This is a genomic window from Candidatus Alistipes pullistercoris (assembly GCF_027665465.1).
Taxonomy (GTDB): Bacteria; Bacteroidota; Bacteroidia; order Bacteroidales; family Rikenellaceae; genus Alistipes_A; species Alistipes_A hominis.
In genome coordinates, this window is record NZ_JAQDED010000003.1 from 266,753 (window position 1) to 286,094 (window position 19,342).

The following is a 19,342-nucleotide window of genomic DNA, read 5'->3' on the forward strand; positions in this document are numbered from 1 at the left end:
GGAATGGGAAGACCTTGAGAAATTCGGTTACATTTCGGGACGGTGACGGAGGCGAATCCGCGGGGTTTTTCATAAATTTGCAGAATGAAAAAATACAAAAAAGTACTTTCGATAGCCGGCTCCGACAGCGGAGGGGGGGCCGGTATTCAGGCCGATATCAAGGCCATATCGGCCTGCGGCTGCTATGCGATGACGGCGATCACGGCCGTAACCGTTCAGAATACCGTAGGCGTACGGGGTTTTCATGTCGTTCCGGCGGAAGTGGTCGCCGGACAGATCGCGGCGGTGTTGGAGGATATCGGCGCCGACGCCGTAAAACTCGGCATGTTGCCGACTGACGAAATGATCGTTCCGATCGCGGAATCGCTGAAAAAATACCGGGTGCGCAGCGTGGTGATGGATCCGGTGATGGTGGCTACCTCGGGCGACCGTCTGATCAGCGAAGCCGCTGCGCAGGCGATCCGTCGGCATATTTTTCCGTTGGCGACGCTGGTGACGCCGAATGTTCCGGAAGCCGAATACATTACGGGGATGCCGATCCGTTCCGAGGCCGATTTTCCCGCCGCCGCCGCCGCGCTTCGCGATATGGGAGCCGGGGCCGTGCTGCTGAAAGCCGGACATCTGGACGGGGCGGAACTGACCGAATACCTTTTCGACGGCAACGGTTGCCATACCTTCCGTTACCCGCGAACCGACACGCCGAATACGCACGGCACCGGATGCACGCTGTCGTCGGCCGTCGCCGCTTTCCTGGCGCAGGACTATCCGCTCGAAGAGGCGGTGCTGTGTGCGGAAAACTATATCCACGAGGCGATTGTCCGCGGCCGGGAGTATCGGCTCGGAAACGGACACGGGCCCGTACACCATTTTTATCGTTTTTGGGAGTAGATTTCCGGAGGAATAACTATTTTTACAAAAAATTGCGCGCGTGGAATTTGTCGGTAAATTTTTTAAAGACAGGCGTCTGTGGCTGATCAGCATCGTGGTGTTCGGCCTGCTGATCGTCGTGTTCGACAAAAACAACCTGATCGAAGCGTGGCGGCTGAAACAGAAAATCAATGCGCTGGAAGTGCAGGAAACCTATTACCGGCAGAAGATCGCTGAGGACAGTACGGTGCTCGAGAACCTGAAAAACGACCGTTACCTGGAGCAGTACGCCCGCGAGCATTATCTGATGAAACGTAAAGAGGAGACGATCTATCTGGTACGGTGATTCTTAGGTTCCTGTCGCATGGGCCTAAAACAATATGCCGACAAGGGGGCTGCGAGATCCGAATTTTGCAGCCCCTTTGCTGTTTTTCCATCCGGAGTCGGGTCAGGGTATCCGCATGTATTTGTGGGTCTGCACGGAGATGTTCCAGCGCGGATGCGCTTTGGCGTATTCGACGATCTCGGCGATCATCCGGTCGTAACGGCTCCATTCGGGTTGCAGGTAGAGCATACACTCCGGCGTTACTTTCGCGGCGTTCTGTTCGGCCCACCGGAAATCGTCGGGCGTTTCGATGATGATTTTCAGTTCGCTGGCGCAGGCGAATACGCTGTCGACCGGAGGTTGCTGTTTCTTGGGCGACAGGCAGATCCAGTCGAACCGGCCGCTCAGCGGATGCGCTCCGGAGGTTTCGAGAAATATTTTGAGTCCGCGGGCCGCGAGTTGTTCGGTCAAGTAATCCAGCGGATACAGCGACGGTTCGCCGCCGGTAATGACGATCGCCTGCGCCGGGAAAGAGCAGGCGCGTTCGACGATCGAATCGACTTCCACGGGCGGGAAAAGCCGGGGATTCCACGTCATTTTCGCGTCGCACCACCGGCATCCGACGTCGCATCCGCCCAGTCGGATAAAATAGGCCGGTTTTCCGGTATGGAAACCTTCTCCCTGAACGGTGTAAAAATCTTCGACGAGCGGCAGTTTTCGTCCGCCGCAGAACAGGTCGTCGTGGTTATTCATGGTCGTCGGCGATTTCATAAATGTCTTTGTAGTTGCGTCCCAGTTGGTCGTAGTCGAGCCCGAAACCAACGATGAACTTGTCCGGAATAGACAGCGCGTAGTACTTCGGCGGCATTTGTTTCCGGTAGCATTCCGGTTTGAAAAGCAGCGTCGCGACGGCGATGTCGGCCGGTCCCTGCTTTTTCAGCACGCCGGTCATGTATTCGATGCTGGCTCCGGTGTCGACGATGTCTTCGACGAGGATGACGTGCCTGCTCCGAATATCCTGCGAGAGGCCGATGAGCTCCCTGACGCGGCCGGTGGTTGCGGTTCCGCTGTACGAGGCTATTTTGACGAACGAGACTTCGCAGTCGAACGAGATGTGACGCAGCAGTTCGCCCATGAACATGAACGATCCGTTGAGCACGCCGACGAACAGCGGCGTTCGTTTTTCCCGGTAGTCGCTGTTGATGCGTGCGGCCACCTCCGCGATGGCCTTTTGCAGTTGTTCGCAGGAGATCGAACGCCGGAATGTCTTGTCGTGAAGCCGTATCGTGTCCATCTGTTTCGTTTTGATCGGTAACGGAAAAAAATAACGTCCGGTTGCTGTGATCCGGAGGTTTGTTGTTTATCTTTGCAAAGATAATGAAGCGAATCAAAAATAATTTAAAAAGCGTGATAAAATGACACCGAAAGTCAGCATCATCATGGGCAGCACGTCGGATCTGAAGATCATGGAGGCCGCTGCCGAGTTTCTCGACCAGATGGAAGTTCCTTATGAAATCAATGCGCTGTCGGCCCACCGCGTTCCCGAAATGGTGGCCGAATTTGCGAAGAACGCCCATACCCGCGGCGTGAAAGTAATTATCGCCGGCGCCGGCGGAGCGGCCCATCTTCCGGGCGTGATCGCCGCCACTACCCCGCTGCCGGTGATCGGGATTCCGATCAAGTCGTCCAATTCGATCGACGGCTGGGACAGCATCCTTTCCATTTTGCAGATGCCTGCCGGGATACCGGTCGCTACGATGGCGCTGGACGGGGCCCGCAACGGCGCGATCCTGGCCGTTCAGATCCTGGCTGCGGGCGACGAGGAGCTGATGCGGAAATTCGTCGCTTTCAAAAGCGAGTTGGCCCAGAAGATCGGCAAGGCGAATCGGGAGCTCGCTCAGATCAAGCGTCCGTTCAAGACGAATTAGGAGTCGCCGCCGGAAGGCGTTTGTTTCGTTCAAAATACGTTACCGGGCGAAAGTCCGGTAACGTATTTTTATCGGGATGCCTGCCGTCTTTTTCGCGTACCGGTCGTCCCGGATTAATCCCAGCCGTACCAGGTATTGTCCTCGTAATCGGTGACGGTCGCTTTTTGCGGCCGGTACCGGATCGGTTGCCGCTTGTCCTCGGTATTGATATGGAAGTAATTGGCGTTCAGCAGGCCGGTTCGTCCTACGGCGAAACCGAGCCGGATGTTGATCGTTCGGAAAATCAGGTGTTCGTTTTTGATGCGTACGCCGATGCCGATGGTCGAGTAGAATCCGTTTTTAAACAGATTGCCGTTGTAGCCGAGAATGCCGAGGTCGGCGAATCCGTACAACGCGAAACGAAACTGGTACAGGTGCCATGGGGTAAATACGACGGTTTCGGAATTGACCACGAGCCGGTTGTTGCCGTAAATTTCCTCTCCGAGTCCGCGCAGTTCGGCATTGTCTTCGAATCCGAACGATTCGCGGTATCCGTCCATTCGGTTCCATCCGCGGGTCAGGTTCACGTCGATGAACTGGCGGACGCGGTATCTTCCTTTGCCCATCAGGTTCGAAAACCAGTTCAGATTCGATACCAGGGCGGTGCGGTAAAACCGCCCGTCGCGGTTGTTCAGGTAGCTGCCGAGGGCGAAACTCCACCGCAGGTAGCCGAACGACGTGAAGTTACCGGCGCTGAACTTGCCGCCCAGGTACCACCGGTTGCCGAACTCGCCCCACGAAGGGCCACCCGTCAGCGAGAACTGGTAGCCGTAAGGGATATCCTCGTTGACTCCGTACCCGTAGATCAGGCTGGAGGTACGGAACTGCTCTTTGTAGAAACCGGTGTTGAACAGCACGAGGTTCTCGTTGTGGAAATAGGGATTCAGCGACTGCGATACTTCCGGCCGTTCCCGGTGAAGCACCGTATTGTAATGCGCCGTGATAAAGAAACTGCTTTTCAGGTTTTTTATGTAAAAGGATTTACCGCCCCATACGCCCCATTTGGCCAGGGAGGTGTTGATCGTCGAATCCAACGGGTCGATGTCGATCGGTTCCCGGCGGTAGTAGCCGTATCCTCCGAGCGTGTAGTCCGACGGTCGGATGAACTCTTTTTTGAATTCAGCTCCGTAGTCGGAGTAGTTGAATCCTTTGCCGGCGATGATGCGCCCTTCGACGAAGCTGCCCAGGATATTCGGGTTCTCGTATTCGAACAGGTTGCCGCCGTAGCTCCAGTTTTTCCAATTGAAATAGGTCTTGACGCTCAGCTTGTTCCCCCACCCCAGAATGTTGTCGTCGTAGAGTTCGAAATAGGTGTTCCCGTCGCTTTGCGAATTCAGGTCGATGCCGATCGTCCAGCGATCGCGGGTCGTGACGATCAGGTCTACGACCGACGAGTCCGGCGTCGCGGGGATTACGCGGATGTTTGCGTCGGCGATGTAGCTGCGAGAGCGGATCAGTTGGCGGTTGTTGGTGACCAGTAGCGGATCGAAGCGGTCGCCCGGTTTGATAAACAGGTCGCGGCGAATCTTGCTCTCCTGCGTGATCCGGTGCATGGCGTTCGTCTTGCGTTCGCCCCATACTTTCGAATGGGGATTGAAGACGTTCTCGCGGACGATCCGGATATCGCCGATCTTCTTCCCGGCGAATTGTTCGAAATATTCCTGATCGGCTTTGGCGGCGCGCATTTCGGCTTCCTTGTCGCGCGGGGTTACGGAGATTGTCTGGTAAAGCAGGCGGGAGAAACGTCCTGTTTTTTTCTCCCGAGCCGGCAGCGTATCCTTGGAAGGCCGGCCAACGTCCGGGCGGCCCTGCGCTCGGAGCGACAGAACCAGCACGGTAACGCATATGACGGCAATCCTAACGTTCATTACATCGACGGTCTTAACCCTTAAAGTTAACGTAAATTCGATGAAAAAAATACGGGGACGGAAAGATTTTCTTTCCCCGCCCCCGTATTTTATCCGGATCGGTCGGTTACCGCACCAGTCCCGAGAATCCCATGAAAGCCATTGCCAGAATGCTCGCCGTGAGCAGCGCGATCGGCATTCCCTTCATGCCGGCCGGGACGTCTTCCAGTTCGAGCCGTTCGCGGAGTCCGGCAAAAAGCACCAGCGCCAGCGAAAAGCCGATGGCCGTCGCGGTCGCGAAAACGACGGATTCGCCGAGATTGTATTCCTTTTGTACCAGCAGGATGGCGATCCCCAGGACGGCGCAGTTCGTCGTGATCAGCGGCAGGAAGATGCCGAGCGCCTGGTAGAGCGCCGGGCTTACTTTTTTCAGGATGATCTCGACCATCTGTACCAGCGCGGCGATTACCAGAATAAAAACGATGGTCTGCATATACTGGATGCCGAGCGGGACGAGCACGTAGTACTGGATCAGGTAGGCGACGATCGACGAAATGGCCATCACGAACGTAACGGCGGCGCCCATGCCCAACGACGTGCCGACCCGGTTGGATACGCCCAGGAACGGGCAGATCCCGAGAAACTGCGACAGTACGACGTTGTTGACGAAGATCGAACTGATGATAATGATGAAGTATTCCATGACTATTTCGTTTTAGCCGTTAGCTTTTTGAAAATGGCCATCAGGTAGGCCAGTACCATGAAGGCTCCCGGGGCGAGGATGAACAGCAGTATTCCGTCTCCCTGGATGAATTTCAGGCCGAACACCGAGCCGTTGCCGAGCGCTTCGCGGACGGCTCCCAGCAGAGTTAGCGACAGCGTGAAGCCGAGTCCGATGCCGATTCCGTCCAGCGCCGAGTCCGCGACGTTGTTTTTCGAAGCGAACGCTTCGGCGCGTCCCAGGATGATGCAGTTGACGACGATCAGCGGGATGAATACGCCGAGTGTCGCGTAAAGATCGGGTACGTAGGCTTCCATGCAGAGTTGCACGACGGTGACGAACGAAGCGATTACGACGATAAACGCCGGAATGCGCACCTTGTCAGGGATCAGGTTCTTGATCAACGAAATGGCGACGTTCGAGCAGGTCAGTACGAACAGGGTCGCCACGCCCATGCCCAGCCCGTTGATCGCCGAGGTGGTGGTGCCGAGGGTCGGACACATTCCCAGCAACAGCACAAACGTCGGGTTTTCCTTTATCAGACCTTTGGTCAGGATTTGCAGTTTATTCATGGTTTCCGCTGTTTTGGATCGATTTGTAAACTTCGTAAGCCCGACTCACGGCGTCGCTGAAGGCGCGCGAAGAGATCGTCGAAGCGGTGATGGCGTCGACATCCCCGCCGTCCTTGCGCACCGCCAGTTTGAAGTCTGCCGGATTTTTGCCTTCGAACTGCACGGCAAAGTCGGATTTGCTGCGTTCGATTTTGTTGCCCAGACCGGGCGTTTCGTTGTGCGAAAGCGTTTCAACGCGGTTGATCGTGCCGTCCTTCAGGAAGCCGACCATTAGTTTGATTTCTCCGCCGAAACCTGTGTTCGTGAAGGTTTCGACGGCATATCCTACCGTATCCTGCCCCTGCGTGGCGGTGTAGACGACGACTTCTTTCCCGTCTATCGTTTGCACCGTTTTGGCCGCTCCGGGATCGTTGTCGAAAGTCGGCAACACCAGCGCGATCGCTGCCGTGATTTTGGCAGCCTTGGCGCGAGCGATCGGCTCGGCGGTGATTTTATAGACAAACCCTACGGCTGAGGCCGACACCAGCGTGATGACCAGCAGCGTGACGACCATATTTTTCAATGAACTTTCCATACGGCTTTAACGGGTTTTGGCGGAAACGACTCCGAAGCGTTTCGGTTTTACGTATTTGTTGATCAGCGGCACGACCGCGTTCATAATCAGGATCGCGAACGACATGCCTTCCGGATAGGAACCCCAGGTGCGGATCAGCATCGTGATGATTCCGATGCCGGCTCCGTACAGCAACATCCCTTTGTGCGTCATCGGAGAGGTGACGTAATCGGTGGCCATAAAAACAGCTCCGAGCATCGCTCCTCCGGTCAGGATGTGGAACAACGGATTCATGTAGTGCGACGGGTCGGCCGCCCACAGGATTCCGCCGAACAGCGCCATCGATCCGAGCACGGCTACCGGCGTATGCCAGGTGATTACTTTCCGGCACAGCAGGTAGAAGAAGCCGAGCAGCAGCGCCAGCGCCGCGATTTCGCCGACCGATCCGGATTTGAAGCCGAGCAGCATGTCGTTGTACGACAGTTTTTCGGCGATGTCGGCAGTGGTCGAGCCTCCGGCCAGCGCCTCTTTTACATATCCCAGCAGCGTAGGTCCGGAAACGGCGTCGGTGGCGGTTTCGGCATTGATTTCCACTTGCGTCGTCGTGGCTCCGGACAGCGAATCTACGTGTGCCGGCGTGACGAAGCCTGTCATTTGCACCGGGAACGAGATCAACAGGAACACCCGTCCGACCAATGCCGGGTTGAACGGGTTGCAGCCCAGGCCGCCGAACGACATTTTGCCGACGCCGATCGCTACCAGCGCGCCAATGACGATCATCCAGACGGGTAGCGTACTGGGTAGGTTGAAGCCGAGCAGCACGCCGGTGACGACGGCCGAATAGTTGCCGATCGTACAATCGCCTTTTAGCAGGTATTTCTGAATCAGATATTCGAATGCGACGCAGGCGGCGACGGATACTCCGGTTACGACCAGCGCGTCGACACCGTAGACGATGACCGATACGATGAAGGCGGGGATCAGCGCGATCAGCACGTCCCCCATCAGGCGTTTGGTCGAAAATGCCCCGTGGATATGCGGAGAAGGGGATACGACTAATTTTTTATCCATTTATTTTCAGTTCGGTTTTATTTTTTCTCCTGTGTTTTGCGTGCCCGGACGCGTTTGGCGACTTCCGTCTTGCCCAGGCGAATATAATCCAGCAGCGGCAGCATAGCCGGGCAGGTGTACGAGCACGAGCCGCACTCGATGCAGTCGGTTACGTGCGCGGCCTCCAGTTCGTCGAACCGTCCCATTTTTGCCAACTTGCTCATCAGGTACGGTTCGAGCCCCATTGTGCAGATGCTGACGCATTTGGCGCATTTGATACACCGTTGCGGCATTTTGCGTACGGCTCCTTTTTCGCGGATCAGCAGGATGCCCGAGGTACCTTTGGTGACCGGAGCGTCCAGATTAGCGATGGCGCGGCCCATCATCGGCCCTCCGCCGACCACTTTGCCTGCGTCTTCCGGAAAACCGCCGCAATATTCGATCAGCGAGGCGATCGGGGTGCCGATCCTGACCCGCAGGTTCGACGGCCGAGCCAGGCAGCGGCCGGTCACGGTGACGATCCGTTCGATCAGCGGCTTGTTTTTCTGTACCGCTTCGTAAACGGCGAATGCGGTGCCCACGTTCTGTACGACGGCTCCGACGTCGATCGGAAGCCCGCCGGACGGTACCTCGCGGCCGGTGATCGCTTCGATCAGCTGTTTTTCGCCTCCCTGCGGATAGCGCACCCGCAGCGGTACGATTTCGATGTGCGGATATTCGACGGCCAGTTGCGTTAGACGTTCGATCGCGTCCGGCTTGTTGTTTTCGATTCCGATATAGGCTTTTTGCGTGCCGAGCGCTTTTGCGAGAATATCGACTCCCACCAGTATTTCGGCTCCTTTTTCGAGCATCAGCCGGTGGTCGGCCGTCAGGAACGGTTCGCATTCGACGCCGTTGACGATCAGCATTTCTGCCGTTTTGCCGGCCGGAACGGCCAGCTTGACATGGGTCGGGAACGTAGCTCCCCCCATGCCGACCAGACCGGCTTCGGTGATTTTTTTGAAGATCTCTTCTTTAGAAAGATCGCACGTTTTTACCAGGCGGTCGCTGCGGTCGATCGTGTCGATCCAAACATCGCCTTCGGCGCGGATCGAGATCGAGGGACGGCGAATGCCGCCCGTATCCGGAGTTGCATCGACGGCCACTACCGTACCCGATACCGGAGCGTGAATGTTCGACGAGACGAATCCTGCGGCCGTGCCGATCACCTGGCCGACCCGCACCGCGTCTCCTTTTTTGACGCAGGCCGCCGCCGGGGCGCCGATATGTTGCGACAACGGCACGACGGCGATTTCCGGCAGCGGGAAATCGGCGATTGCCTCGGCTTTGCTGATTTTATATTCCGGCGTGTGAATACCGCCTTTGCTGAATCCTTTTAACATGTCAGACTCCTTTTTTAAGCTTGTGTTGTCGGATTGTCGGCCGCTGTTTTCCGGGGCGGGAAATTGATTTCTCTAATTCCTCCGGTCGGGCATTCTGCGACGCATTTGCGGCACAGTCGGCACTTTTCGGCATCGATGTAGGCAAGATTGTTTTCCAGGGTAATGGCTTCGAACGGGCAGGTCCTGACGCACTTGCCGCAGCCGATACACGACACGGCGCATACTTTCCGTGAGACGGCCCCTTTGTCGCGGTTCACGCAACCGACGTAAATGCGGCGTCCTTTGACTCCTTTTTTACGCAGTTCGATGATGTTCCTCGGACAGGCTTTTACGCAGGCGCCGCAGGCCGTACACTTGGTTTCGTCCACTTCGGGCAGGCCCGTTTCCGGGTTGACGACGATGGCCCCGAACTGACAGGCCGCCACACAGTCCCCGTTGCCCAGGCATCCGTACGCGCATCCCGTTTCTCCGCCGTACAGCGCCGCTTCGACGGCGCACGACGGCGCTCCGTTGTAAACGTTCGTATGCGGGCGTTTGTCGCACGAGCCGCTGCAACGCACCACGGCGACCATCGGTTCCTGTTCGGCAACGGCTTTGCCCAGATACTCTGCGATTTTTTGCATCGTGTCGGCTCCGCCGGCCGTGCAATAGAGCGACGAAATATCGTCGTTTTTGACCAGCGCGTCGGCCAGGCCCCGACAACCCGGATAGCCGCATCCGCCGCAATTGGCTCCCGGCAGCATACCTTCGACGGCATCGATTCTCGGGTCTTCGTGAACTTTGAATTTTTGCGCCACAAAATAAAGAACTACGGCGGCTATTACTCCGATGACGCATAATGTCAGGATCGTAGATCCCAGAACTCCGCTTATCATAAACAATCAATTATATCTACACAACCGACAGCGTCCGCCCCGAGGCGAACGGGAGTCGCCTTCGGACGGCGGCCTTCGTCGGTTAAGTGTTCAGCTTTTTTATTTTAAAAACAATCTCTTTCGACAGTTTCGACCTGAACAGGTACAAAACCAGGTAATATATTCCGAGTATGCAAAGCGAAACCGTTCCTGCCACGACTTCGCGGGAACCGGTTTGCAAAAGGATCAACAGAGCGGTCAATACCAGCAGGAAAGGAAGCATGTAAGCGAAAAAGACGGCTTTCAAGCCCATTACCTGATCGGTGTGTACTTCGACAGCTTCCCACTCTTCGAAAAAAGGGGCTTCGGGGGTTTCGACGACCAGTAACTTTTCGCGGCTCTCCCCCATTCCGCATTTGTTCCTGACCCGACAGGACGCACATGCGCTTTCGGCCAGAATCTTCACTTCGACCGTTGCGCCCGTGACCTTCGTAACTTTTGCCGGATGTGTGATAATCCCGTTCACGTCGTTTTCTCCCCGGATCGATTAATAACCGTATTTGTTGGTTAGCGGAAGCCGACGGTTGATGCGTAACGTACAGGTCGACAACCGCAGCGTCGGACACGACTGGTAGCGTTTGAATTCGCTTTTCAGAACCAGGTTGTATACCTTGTAGACGTCTTTCTCGTTGAATCCGGCGTTGATGATCTCTTCGCGGCTCTGTCCCTCTTCGATCATGCGGTACAGGATCGCGTCCAGAATATCGTAAGGCGGCAGCGAATCGGAATCTTTCTGTTCGAGCCGGAGCTCCGCCGAAGGAGCCTTGACGATCGTGCTGACCGGGATGATCTGCCGGTCGCGGTTGATGTAACGCGCCAGGTCGTAAACTTCGCTTTTGTACAGGTCGCCGATGATGCTCAGGGCTCCTACCGTATCGCCGTACAAGGTTCCGTAACCGACTGCGATCTCGCTTTTATTGGAGGTCGCCAGCAGGATATTCCCGAATTTATTGGATATCGCCATCATCATCATGCCCCGGATGCGCGATTGCATGTTTTCCTCGGTCACATCGAACGGAAGTTCCCCGAAAACGGGGCCGAGCGTCGTAGTAAGCGCCGCGAACGTTTCGTTGATCGGGACGACCTGGTATTCGATACCGAGGTTTTCGGCCAGCGCCCGCGCGTCCTCGACCGAATGATCCGATGAAAACTGGGAGGGCATCAGCAGTACCCGCACGTTCTCGGGGCCGAGCGCCTCGGCGGCCAGCGATACGACGACCGCCGAATCAATACCTCCCGAAAGCCCCAAACATGCGGTTTTAAATCCGTTTTTGGCGAAATAATCCTGCAATCCCAGTTTGATCGCATGGTATACGTTGACGGTTTTATTCTGCTCGGGCAACCGCACCGGTTCGTGGTCGGCGTCCAGTTCGATGATTCGAAAATCCTCCGAAAAACTTTTCAACAGCGTAACGGCTTCTCCTCGGCTGTTGATGATCCCCGACGAACCGTCGTAAACGATGTCGGTTTGCGCGCCGACGTTGTTGACGAAAACGATGCTTTTGCCGGTCATAAAAGCCAACTGCCGGTAAAAATCGTATCTTTTCTCGATAATTCCGCGCGAGTACGGGCTGTTGCACAGGTTGATGATCAAGTCGGCATATTCGCCGTATTCTTGTTCCGTATGGATGTCCTCCCCCACGACGACGGCGACTTTTTTGCCGGCGATTTTTATGTATTCGCAACCTTTGGAAGGAGACAGGTAGCTCGATTCGTCCCGCGAACGAATCGTTTTTTTACCGATGTAACGTTTGATTTTTTTGTTCTCGATCAGAGCCGCTACGCTGATGGTCTTGTTCGAACACTGTACCGGCAGACCGATCAGCACCGATATGTTTTCGCAGTGGGATGCGATGTCGCGGAGCGTTTCTTCGCAGAGATCCAGAAACGAAACTTTGTTTAACAGGTCATATGCGGGTGCGCCGCTGATGGCCTGTTCCGCAAAAACGATCAGTTGCGCGGATTGGGATTTCGCCGAATCGATACACTCTACGATTTTTTTTCGGTTTGAATCGAAATCGCCGATTGTATAGTTTAACTGGGCGAGAGCTATTTTCATTACGTTTGTGGCCTTTAGTTTTAGTAGATGACGCAAAGATAAAACTTTTAGTCCAGAAGTAAAATTTAACTTGCCTATTGTTTTATTAAATTTTATCTCTATCTTTGCACCCGTCAAACGATAAACCGGTGCCATAGCTCAGTTGGTAGAGCAAAGGACTGAAAATCCTTGTGTCCCTCGTTCGATTCGTGGTGGCACCACTTTAAAATCAGGCAGTTGCAATGAAAATTTGTGACTGTCTTTTTTTTGTAAATTCCTAATCTCTAACGAATCAATCAAACTTAACATACAAATATACTAATTATTTGTTTTTCAAACAAATATATTTTTCAAGTCGGTCTTTCGACCTGTGCAGAATGATGTTATTGGAATACACCCAAAATACGGTACGGTTGGGCGTATCGAAGTCCAAACGTATCGGATAATTATCCAATGCGGTTCGGTACTTTTCAAAAATGATTTGCGGATTATCACTGCGTAATACACGATCGGTTCATACATCGTCAGGTTCGCCTCATATTCGATACTTCGTAGAATTCGGCTGTTAATTTTCAATAAACCGCTTAAATTCGACTGAGTTATATTTCAATCCTTTACATAAAAAGATGCGATAATTATATTCGCTTTCTTTACTTGCATACTTGTTTTCGACAATACCGATTTCTTTAACATATTTAAAATATTCGCCCCAGTGTTGTTCGAGCCAGTTTGACTCGCCGATTGCAATGATGACCGCTCCTTTGTCAAATTCAGGCATCCACTCAAATGAACTGTGAAGTGAAAAAGCCTGGGGCAACCCGTATTTTTTCCCGAGTAAGTTCATCGCTCCCGCCATTGAATAATGTCGCCCCAAAATAAAACATTTCTCTTGTTCTTCGGAAGGCAATTCTATATACGTTTTGTTCACGACATTTAATATCCGGGTCCATATTTCGGTTGAATAATAATTATCAAAAGCAAGGGGTATTTTACCGTCTTTGTTTGGTTTTTTATGGTATAGTTCGATAAATCTCTGGAGCTTGATAATAGGGATTCCTTGAGGCAAGAGGTAAACGCCTGTTAATCCGAGTACGGTGAGGTATGCGTAGATTATCCATTTTCTTTTCTGCAATAATCGCTCGAAAAAGACCGTGCCTAACGGAATCGCTCCGATTACGACAGGGAAAAAATAATACCATTTTCCTTTTGCGCAAAACAAGAAAACAAACGAACAGCATAACGCAAAGGAAATTAATTTGTATCGTTTGAATTTGGAAATAAACGGAATCGCGAACAGTCCGGGAAGCCAGAATATCATTGTGAAGGGATTTGAAAAAAGAAAAAGCTTCTTTAATTCCCCGCCCATTGAAAGTCGGTTTAGCTGACTGTCGTATAATTGGGAAAAATGAGTGATCGCCGGAAACTGATTTTTTATTTGCCAGCAGAGGTTCGGTGTGATTAACACAAGGAATATTAGCAATCCGATCCATAAACTCTTTTTCAGAAAAATATCTCTCCGAAAGATTAACGACGAAGTAAGCATCCCTGCGAACAGAAAAACAATGCTGTATTTTGTCAAAAATCCCAATGCTCCGAATATGCAAAACCAAATTAGGTATCTGGCATTTTGACTTTGGCAATAACTCGCTGAACAGTAAATGCAAATAATCCAAAATAACTGATCGAATGCGGTGGGCAAAAAAAGAAACCGGGTTCCTGCTATTCCGGGAGATAACAGGATGCATAACAAGGTGGCCAATACGGCTAACCATTTGCCTCCCAGTTTGATTGTCGTCAAACCGCAGAACAGAACCGCCATTGCGGAAGCCGCAAGGTTGAATAGATGATTGATAAATACGGAATCGGTGTTAAACAGATTTTGTATCCAGGCAAACGCGGCGATCATCGGGGGAAAATCCGAATAGCCCCAGGCGGGGTGTCTTCCCGCTTCGATGTGTAGAAATTCGTCGCTGAAAAATCCGGAATTGGACAAAGCTGTCAATTGAAGAACGAGCCCGATCGCTATGAAAACGGCTATTACGGTATATTCAGGTGGATACTTTCTAAAAAACATAATCGTACTCCTCATTTTTATTTTTTGTCTTTTGCCGTGTCGAAATCATATTCCGCTTTGCGAGAAAACTTGCCTGCCGGTAAGGAGTATCCTGCGTTGATAATGAGAATCGGTTATGCCAAAACCGTTACCCTACTCTCCCCGCAGAAGGATCGAATCATTGCTGATCTGATATTTCTTTACGATCGTACCGATTATTATCTTTGGTGCGGAGTCCGAAAGGAAGACGGGGAGGCCCCTTTGACGGCTTTCCCGTTGTAAAAAACTTTCCAGGCGTCTTTGCCATATCCCCTGCCCAGATTTTCGAACGACGATGCGGAGGCGTTGGGTATGGGTTTTCCTCTGTAAAAAACCGTCCAACTGTCTTTCCCATAACCGCCGCCGAGGTTTTCGAATGAAGACGAGGAGGCATTTTCTATTTTTCTGCCCCGGTAAAATACTTGCCAGTCGTCTTTGGCATAGCCGTCGCCGAAACTTCGGAATGAAGAGGGGGAAGCGCCTTCGATTCCAAGGCCCTGATAAAATACTTTCCACGCATCTTTTCCGTATCCGCTCCCGAGGTCTTCGAACGATGACGGGGAAGCTCCCTCTACTTCATACCCGCGATAAAAAACCGTCCAACTGTCTTTCGTATAGGTTCCGTTACCTCGACCCCGTTCCTGAAACGGGGCGTTTTCCGTCGCGGCGAACGACGGCTCCTGCAATCGGTATTCGATAACCGACGGTTTACCGCTCTGTGCGATAACTAATAATGCGAAGGACAAAACGATTCTTTTCATGGACGATCCGGCTCTTTCGGCAAATATAAGTAAGATCGGTCGATATGTCGCGATTCTCCGGTCGAAAAAGGCGGAAGTTTGTTGTCGAAGCTAAAAATTATCCGGGAGGGATTTAAGATCGTTGAAATTTATTTTGGGTGCGTCGGCTTGATTATTTGGCCTTGTTGACCTTTTGGTACCCTGGACGGCCGACAGCGGATTGCCGTAAACGCGTGCTACGGTTACATCGCTTTTCTACGGCGTTATGCAATTTTTTCAAATCGGGGCGGAAATGTCGTTTCGAATGATTATATTTGTCAACACGTTTACGGTAGAAAGTGTTCTCGGGTGTAAGCGTTGTCGTGAACCATGTATCAAAAGGCTTTATTCGTCCTGACATATTTGTTTTTTTCGTTCGTAGTCGGAAACGTTACCGAAAAAGGGGGAGGTTCTTCGGAATTCTCCGCCGTTTTTGCGTATGCGGAGACGGCGTGCTTCGATTCGTGCGATGTTTCGGTCTGTCCGCCCGCGACGGATGCGCAGGCGGTTTCGACGGATAAGTGTCTTTTTGCGGGCGCGGAATATTCCGGGGCGGAGATTTCGAAATATCCGGTACGGACGCTTGCCTGCCCTACTCCGCAATTGTCCGTTCCTGCGGAACGGCGGAAACGTGTCGCCGCGGAATACCTGTCTTTTATCCGGAACGCCTTTCCGGATTATATCCATACATTGGGCTGTATGCGGGTTTAATGCCCGTTTTCATCGGAATGACCGTGCCGGTTCGGTGCGGTATAGCTATGCCTATTCATCTAAGCTACTAAATAATACCTAAATGGAAAACGAAAATTACATGGCCGACGAAGTGCGGGGAAATACCGGCGTAAATGTCGCCCGTTGCTATCAGTGCGGCAAATGCTCGGCCGGATGCGCGACGGCCCCGGAGATGGACTATCCGCCGAGCCTCGTGTTGCGGATGTTGCAGACGCGCAGCGAAGAGAACGACCGGAAGGTGCTCGGCTCGAACACGATATGGCTCTGCCTGAACTGCGAGAATTGCATTGCGCGTTGTCCGCAGCAGATCGACATTCCGCGTATGATGGACTACCTGCGCGAAGAGTCGTTGCGGGCGGGATGCGTCGGCGAAAAGGCGAAACCGGTCGTGGCCTTCCACCGGGCGTTCCTCGACTCGGTGAAATACACCGGACGGCTGTACGAGGTGGGACTGATCGCGGGATTCAAGGCCCGGACGATGCGGCTCGCACAAGACCTGCCCCTGGTGCCGGACATGCTGGCGAAAGGCAAGCTGAGCCTGCTGCCCGAGCAGGTGAAAAACAAAAAGGCGATCCGGCATATTTTCGACGAGGCCGGTAAAGCCGGTAAAAAACTTTAAACCGGGAATGCAGATGAAAATAGGTTTCTATCCGGGATGTTCGCTCAAAGGCACTTCCCGCGAATACAACGAATCGGTCGCGGCCCTTGCCAAAGCGTTTTCGCTCGAACTGGAAGAGGTGCAGGACTGGAATTGCTGCGGGGCCACTGCGGCCCACTCGATGAACCGGACGCTCGCGCTGTTGCTGCCGGCCCGCATCCTTGCGCTGGCCGAACAACAGGGACTCGATGAGGTGGTCGTGCCGTGCGCTTCATGTTATAATCGGCTCAGTACGGTACAGTACGAACTGGCCGAAGACGAGGCGTTGCGCAACGAAATCGCCGATACGATCCGGATGCCCTATACGGGCAGCGTCCGGATATTGAATGTCGTGCAGATGATCGAAAAGTATATTCAGGGAGAACTCGCGGCGCGGATCGTGCAGCCGTTCGACCGCCAGGTGGCGTGCTACTACGGTTGCCTGCTGGTACGTCCGCACGGGGTGTTGCAATTCGATCGTCTGGAAGACCCGCAGAGCCTCGACGCGCTGATGAAACTGGTCGGGGCCCAGCCGGTCGACTGGGGATTCAAGACCGAATGCTGCGGCGCCGGGTTTTCGGTGTCGCGTACCGATATCGTGGGACGGCTTTCCGGGGAGATCGTCCGCGACGCCGCCGACCGGGGTGCTCAGGCGATCATCGTGGCCTGTCCGATGTGCCATTCGAACCTCGATATGCGCCGGCAGGCGATCGACAGCTACCTCAGGCGCCGGATCGATGTTCCGGTGCTGTACGTTACGCAGGCCATCGGTCTGGCCGTCGGGCTCAGTCCCAGGGAGCTGGGCATCGAACGCCATTTCGTTCCCGTCACCTTCTAACTAACTGAAAATCCGAAAATGTCTAAAATAGGAGTTTTTATTTGCCATTGCGGCGAAAATATCGGGGCTACGATCGACTGTGAAAAGGTGGCGGCCGAAGCCGCGAAGTTCGACGGAGTCGCATTTGCCACCGATTATAAGTATATGTGTTCCGATCCGGGACAGTCGCTGATCCGCAAGGCCATCGAGGAGCAAAAACTCGACGGCGTGGTGGTGGCCGCCTGTTCGCCCCGGATGCACGAGCCGACGTTCCGGCGGGCCTGTTCCGAAGCGGGGCTGAACCCTTACCTGTGCGAGATGGCCAACCTGCGCGAGCATTGCTCGTGGGTGCACGAAAAAGGAGAACCCACGACTGCGAAAGCGATCGACATCGTTCGCGGGCTGGTCGAGAAAGTGAAACGCAACAAGCCGTTGAAGCCGATCGAAGTGCCGATTACCAAGAAGGCGCTGGTGATCGGCGGCGGCATCGCCGGAATACAGGCCGCGCTGGATATCGCCAACTGCGGTCATCAAGTGATCTTGGTCGAGAAAGAGCCGTCGATCGGCGGCCACATGTCGCAGTTGTCGGAGACGTTCCCGACGCTCGACTGTTCGCAGTGTATCCTGACGCCGCGGATGGTGGAGGTCGCGCAACACCCGAACATCAAGCTGTACACTTATGCCGAACTCGAACATCTGGACGGGTTTATCGGCAATTTCAAGGCGACGATCCGGTTGAAAGCCAAAAGCGTCGACGAAAAGATCTGTACCGGCTGCGGCCTGTGTACGACCAAATGCCCGCAAAAGCGGATCTCGAGCGAATTCAATGCCGGACTCGGCCTTCGCACGGCGATCTACGTCCCGTTCCCGCAGGCCGTGCCGAACAAACCGGTGATCGACAAAAAGCACTGCAACTATTACAAACGCGGCAAGTGCAAGATATGCGAGAAGACCTGCCCTACCGGGGCGATCTGTTTCGACAAGGAAGATGAGTTCGTTACCGAGGATATCGGCGCAGTGGTGGTCGCTACCGGGTTCAACGTGCTGGGTACGGAATTTTTTCCGGAATACGGTTACGGACGGTACAAAGACGTCATTACCGGACTGCAGTTCGAGCGGCTGGCTTCGGCTTCCGGGCCTACGTCGGGCGAGATACGCCGTCCGTCGGACGGAACGATGCCGAAAAAGATCGTGTTCATCGCCTGCGCCGGATCGCGCGATCCGGCCAAAGGGATTCACTATTGCTCGAAAATCTGCTGCATGTATACGGCCAAGCACGCGATGCTGTACCAGCACAAAGTGCACGGCGGGGAGTCCTATGTCTTTTACATGGATATCCGGGCCGCCGGCAAGAACTACGAGGAGTTCGTGCGCCGCGCGATCGAGGACGACGGCGTGAACTACGTGCGCGGACGCGTGGCCCGTATTTATGAAAAAGACGGCAAGCTGATCGTTAAGGGCGTCGATACGCTGATGGGGGCCCAACCCGTCGAGATCGAGGCCGATATGGTCGTGCTCGCTACCGCCGGGGTGTCCAACGAGGGCGCGGAAGAACTGGCGCAGCGGCTGCACGTATCCTACGATCCGTACAAATTTTTTGCGGAAGCGCATCCGAAACTGAAACCGGTCGAAACCAATACGGCCGGAATTTACGTAGCCGGAGCCTGCCAGGCGCCGCGCGACATTCCCGAAACGGTCAGCATGGCCTCGGGGGCGGCGGCGAAAGTGGCCGCGCTGTTCTCGTCGGACAAGTTGGTACGCGAGCCGCTGATCGCGGTGGTGAACCGGATGGCGCCGCCGGTGTACAGTACCTGCGTAGGTTGTTTCATGTGCCAGACGGCTTGTCCGTACCAGGCTATCGAGCGGGAGGAGATCAAGGACCGCGGCGGCAACGTCGTCAAGACCGTGGCCCGCGTCAATCCGGGCCTGTGTCAGGGATGCGGAACCTGCGTCGCGTTCTGCCGCTCGAAATCAATCGATATTCAGGGATACTCGAACGACCAGATGTACGCCGAGGTGATGGCGCTGCTGCACACGCAGGGGGCCTGA

Annotated in this window: 19 protein-coding genes and 1 tRNA gene; 7 read left to right on the plus strand and 13 right to left on the minus strand. The window is 54.2% G+C overall.

Going from position 1 to position 19,342, the window contains the following annotated elements; all coding sequences use genetic code 11:
- Window positions 1-84 precede the first annotated feature (84 nt).
- Window positions 85-888 carry a bifunctional hydroxymethylpyrimidine kinase/phosphomethylpyrimidine kinase gene (thiD, locus tag PGR91_RS06740; protein ID WP_118656624.1) on the plus strand — a complete coding sequence of 268 codons (804 nt, stop codon included), beginning with the start codon at window positions 85-87 and terminating at the stop codon, window positions 886-888.
- Window positions 889-928: 40 nt separating this feature from the next.
- A complete protein-coding gene (locus tag PGR91_RS06745) occupies window positions 929-1,213 on the plus strand; it encodes an FtsB family cell division protein (RefSeq protein ID WP_055204248.1) in 285 nt (94 codons plus the stop codon).
- 102 nt (window positions 1,214-1,315) lie between these two features.
- On the opposite strand, the gene PGR91_RS06750 is transcribed toward PGR91_RS06745, so the two are convergent.
- Both PGR91_RS06750 and hpt read right to left on the minus strand, forming a co-directional pair.
- The gene (locus PGR91_RS06750; protein WP_055204250.1) at window positions 1,316-1,945 is read right to left on the minus strand and encodes a 7-carboxy-7-deazaguanine synthase QueE; all 630 of its coding nucleotides are present in this window, start codon (window positions 1,943-1,945) and stop codon (window positions 1,316-1,318) included.
- Window positions 1,938-2,486 (minus strand): hypoxanthine phosphoribosyltransferase, encoded by a 549-nt coding sequence (gene hpt, locus PGR91_RS06755; protein WP_118656626.1) that lies wholly within the window; start codon window positions 2,484-2,486, stop codon window positions 1,938-1,940. The genes PGR91_RS06750 and hpt overlap by 8 nt, the downstream gene beginning before the upstream one ends.
- 121 nt (window positions 2,487-2,607) lie before the next feature.
- Here hpt and purE point away from each other — a divergent pair, with 121 nt between their 5' ends.
- Window positions 2,608-3,120, plus strand: a complete 513-nt coding sequence (gene purE / locus PGR91_RS06760) for a 5-(carboxyamino)imidazole ribonucleotide mutase (RefSeq protein ID WP_055204254.1) — start codon at window positions 2,608-2,610, stop codon at window positions 3,118-3,120.
- A gap of 113 nt (window positions 3,121-3,233) precedes the next feature.
- Here the strand turns inward: purE and PGR91_RS06765 are convergent, their stop codons facing one another.
- From PGR91_RS06765 to PGR91_RS06805, 9 genes are all read right to left on the minus strand, one after another.
- The gene (locus PGR91_RS06765; RefSeq protein WP_118457413.1) at window positions 3,234-5,027 is read right to left on the minus strand and encodes a hypothetical protein; all 1,794 of its coding nucleotides are present in this window, start codon (window positions 5,025-5,027) and stop codon (window positions 3,234-3,236) included.
- Window positions 5,028-5,133: 106 nt separating this feature from the next.
- On the minus strand, window positions 5,134-5,709 hold the full coding sequence (gene rsxA, locus PGR91_RS06770) for an electron transport complex subunit RsxA (protein WP_055204258.1): 576 nt from the start codon (window positions 5,707-5,709) through the stop codon (window positions 5,134-5,136).
- Between the two features lie 2 nt (window positions 5,710-5,711).
- The gene (locus PGR91_RS06775; protein WP_118457412.1) at window positions 5,712-6,299 is read right to left on the minus strand and encodes an RnfABCDGE type electron transport complex subunit E; all 588 of its coding nucleotides are present in this window, start codon (window positions 6,297-6,299) and stop codon (window positions 5,712-5,714) included.
- Window positions 6,292-6,873: an RnfABCDGE type electron transport complex subunit G gene (locus tag PGR91_RS06780; RefSeq protein WP_055204262.1), complete on the minus strand. Its 582-nt coding sequence runs from the start codon at window positions 6,871-6,873 to the stop codon at window positions 6,292-6,294. The genes PGR91_RS06775 and PGR91_RS06780 overlap by 8 nt, the downstream gene beginning before the upstream one ends.
- Before the next feature lie 6 nt (window positions 6,874-6,879).
- Window positions 6,880-7,923 carry an RnfABCDGE type electron transport complex subunit D gene (locus tag PGR91_RS06785; protein ID WP_055204264.1) on the minus strand — a complete coding sequence of 348 codons (1,044 nt, stop codon included), beginning with the start codon at window positions 7,921-7,923 and terminating at the stop codon, window positions 6,880-6,882.
- Window positions 7,924-7,940: 17 nt separating this feature from the next.
- Window positions 7,941-9,284 (minus strand): electron transport complex subunit RsxC, encoded by a 1,344-nt coding sequence (gene rsxC, locus PGR91_RS06790; RefSeq protein WP_101570560.1) that lies wholly within the window; start codon window positions 9,282-9,284, stop codon window positions 7,941-7,943.
- Between the two features lie 14 nt (window positions 9,285-9,298).
- The gene (locus PGR91_RS06795) at window positions 9,299-10,159 is read right to left on the minus strand and encodes a Fe-S cluster domain-containing protein (protein WP_101570558.1); all 861 of its coding nucleotides are present in this window, start codon (window positions 10,157-10,159) and stop codon (window positions 9,299-9,301) included.
- Window positions 10,160-10,241: 82 nt separating this feature from the next.
- Window positions 10,242-10,664 (minus strand): SoxR reducing system RseC family protein, encoded by a 423-nt coding sequence (locus tag PGR91_RS06800; RefSeq protein WP_182424242.1) that lies wholly within the window; start codon window positions 10,662-10,664, stop codon window positions 10,242-10,244.
- Between the two features lie 21 nt (window positions 10,665-10,685).
- Complete coding sequence (locus tag PGR91_RS06805; protein WP_118656630.1) at window positions 10,686-12,257, minus strand: NAD+ synthase; 1,572 nt, start codon at window positions 12,255-12,257, stop codon at window positions 10,686-10,688.
- 127 nt (window positions 12,258-12,384) lie between these two features.
- On the opposite strand from PGR91_RS06805, the gene PGR91_RS06810 reads away from it, so the two are divergent.
- Window positions 12,385-12,457: transfer RNA gene (locus PGR91_RS06810), tRNA-Phe, on the plus strand.
- A 344-nt stretch (window positions 12,458-12,801) separates the two neighbouring features.
- On the opposite strand, the gene PGR91_RS06815 is transcribed toward PGR91_RS06810, so the two are convergent.
- Window positions 12,802-14,310, minus strand: a complete 1,509-nt coding sequence (locus PGR91_RS06815) for an ArnT family glycosyltransferase (RefSeq protein WP_182424243.1) — start codon at window positions 14,308-14,310, stop codon at window positions 12,802-12,804.
- A 197-nt stretch (window positions 14,311-14,507) separates the two neighbouring features.
- Window positions 14,508-15,089, minus strand: a complete 582-nt coding sequence (locus PGR91_RS06820) for a DKNYY domain-containing protein (protein ID WP_118656634.1) — start codon at window positions 15,087-15,089, stop codon at window positions 14,508-14,510.
- A gap of 811 nt (window positions 15,090-15,900) precedes the next feature.
- Here PGR91_RS06820 and PGR91_RS06825 point away from each other — a divergent pair.
- From PGR91_RS06825 to PGR91_RS06835, 3 genes are read left to right on the plus strand one after another with little or no spacing between them, the layout of a single operon-like run.
- The gene (locus PGR91_RS06825; RefSeq protein WP_118656636.1) at window positions 15,901-16,458 is read left to right on the plus strand and encodes a 4Fe-4S dicluster domain-containing protein; all 558 of its coding nucleotides are present in this window, start codon (window positions 15,901-15,903) and stop codon (window positions 16,456-16,458) included.
- Between the two features lie 13 nt (window positions 16,459-16,471).
- Window positions 16,472-17,314, plus strand: coding sequence for a CoB--CoM heterodisulfide reductase iron-sulfur subunit B family protein (locus tag PGR91_RS06830; RefSeq protein ID WP_101571567.1), 843 nt, complete (start codon window positions 16,472-16,474; stop codon window positions 17,312-17,314).
- Window positions 17,315-17,332: 18 nt separating this feature from the next.
- Entirely contained in the window at window positions 17,333-19,342 is a 2,010-nt protein-coding gene (locus PGR91_RS06835; protein WP_118656638.1) for a CoB--CoM heterodisulfide reductase iron-sulfur subunit A family protein, read from the plus strand.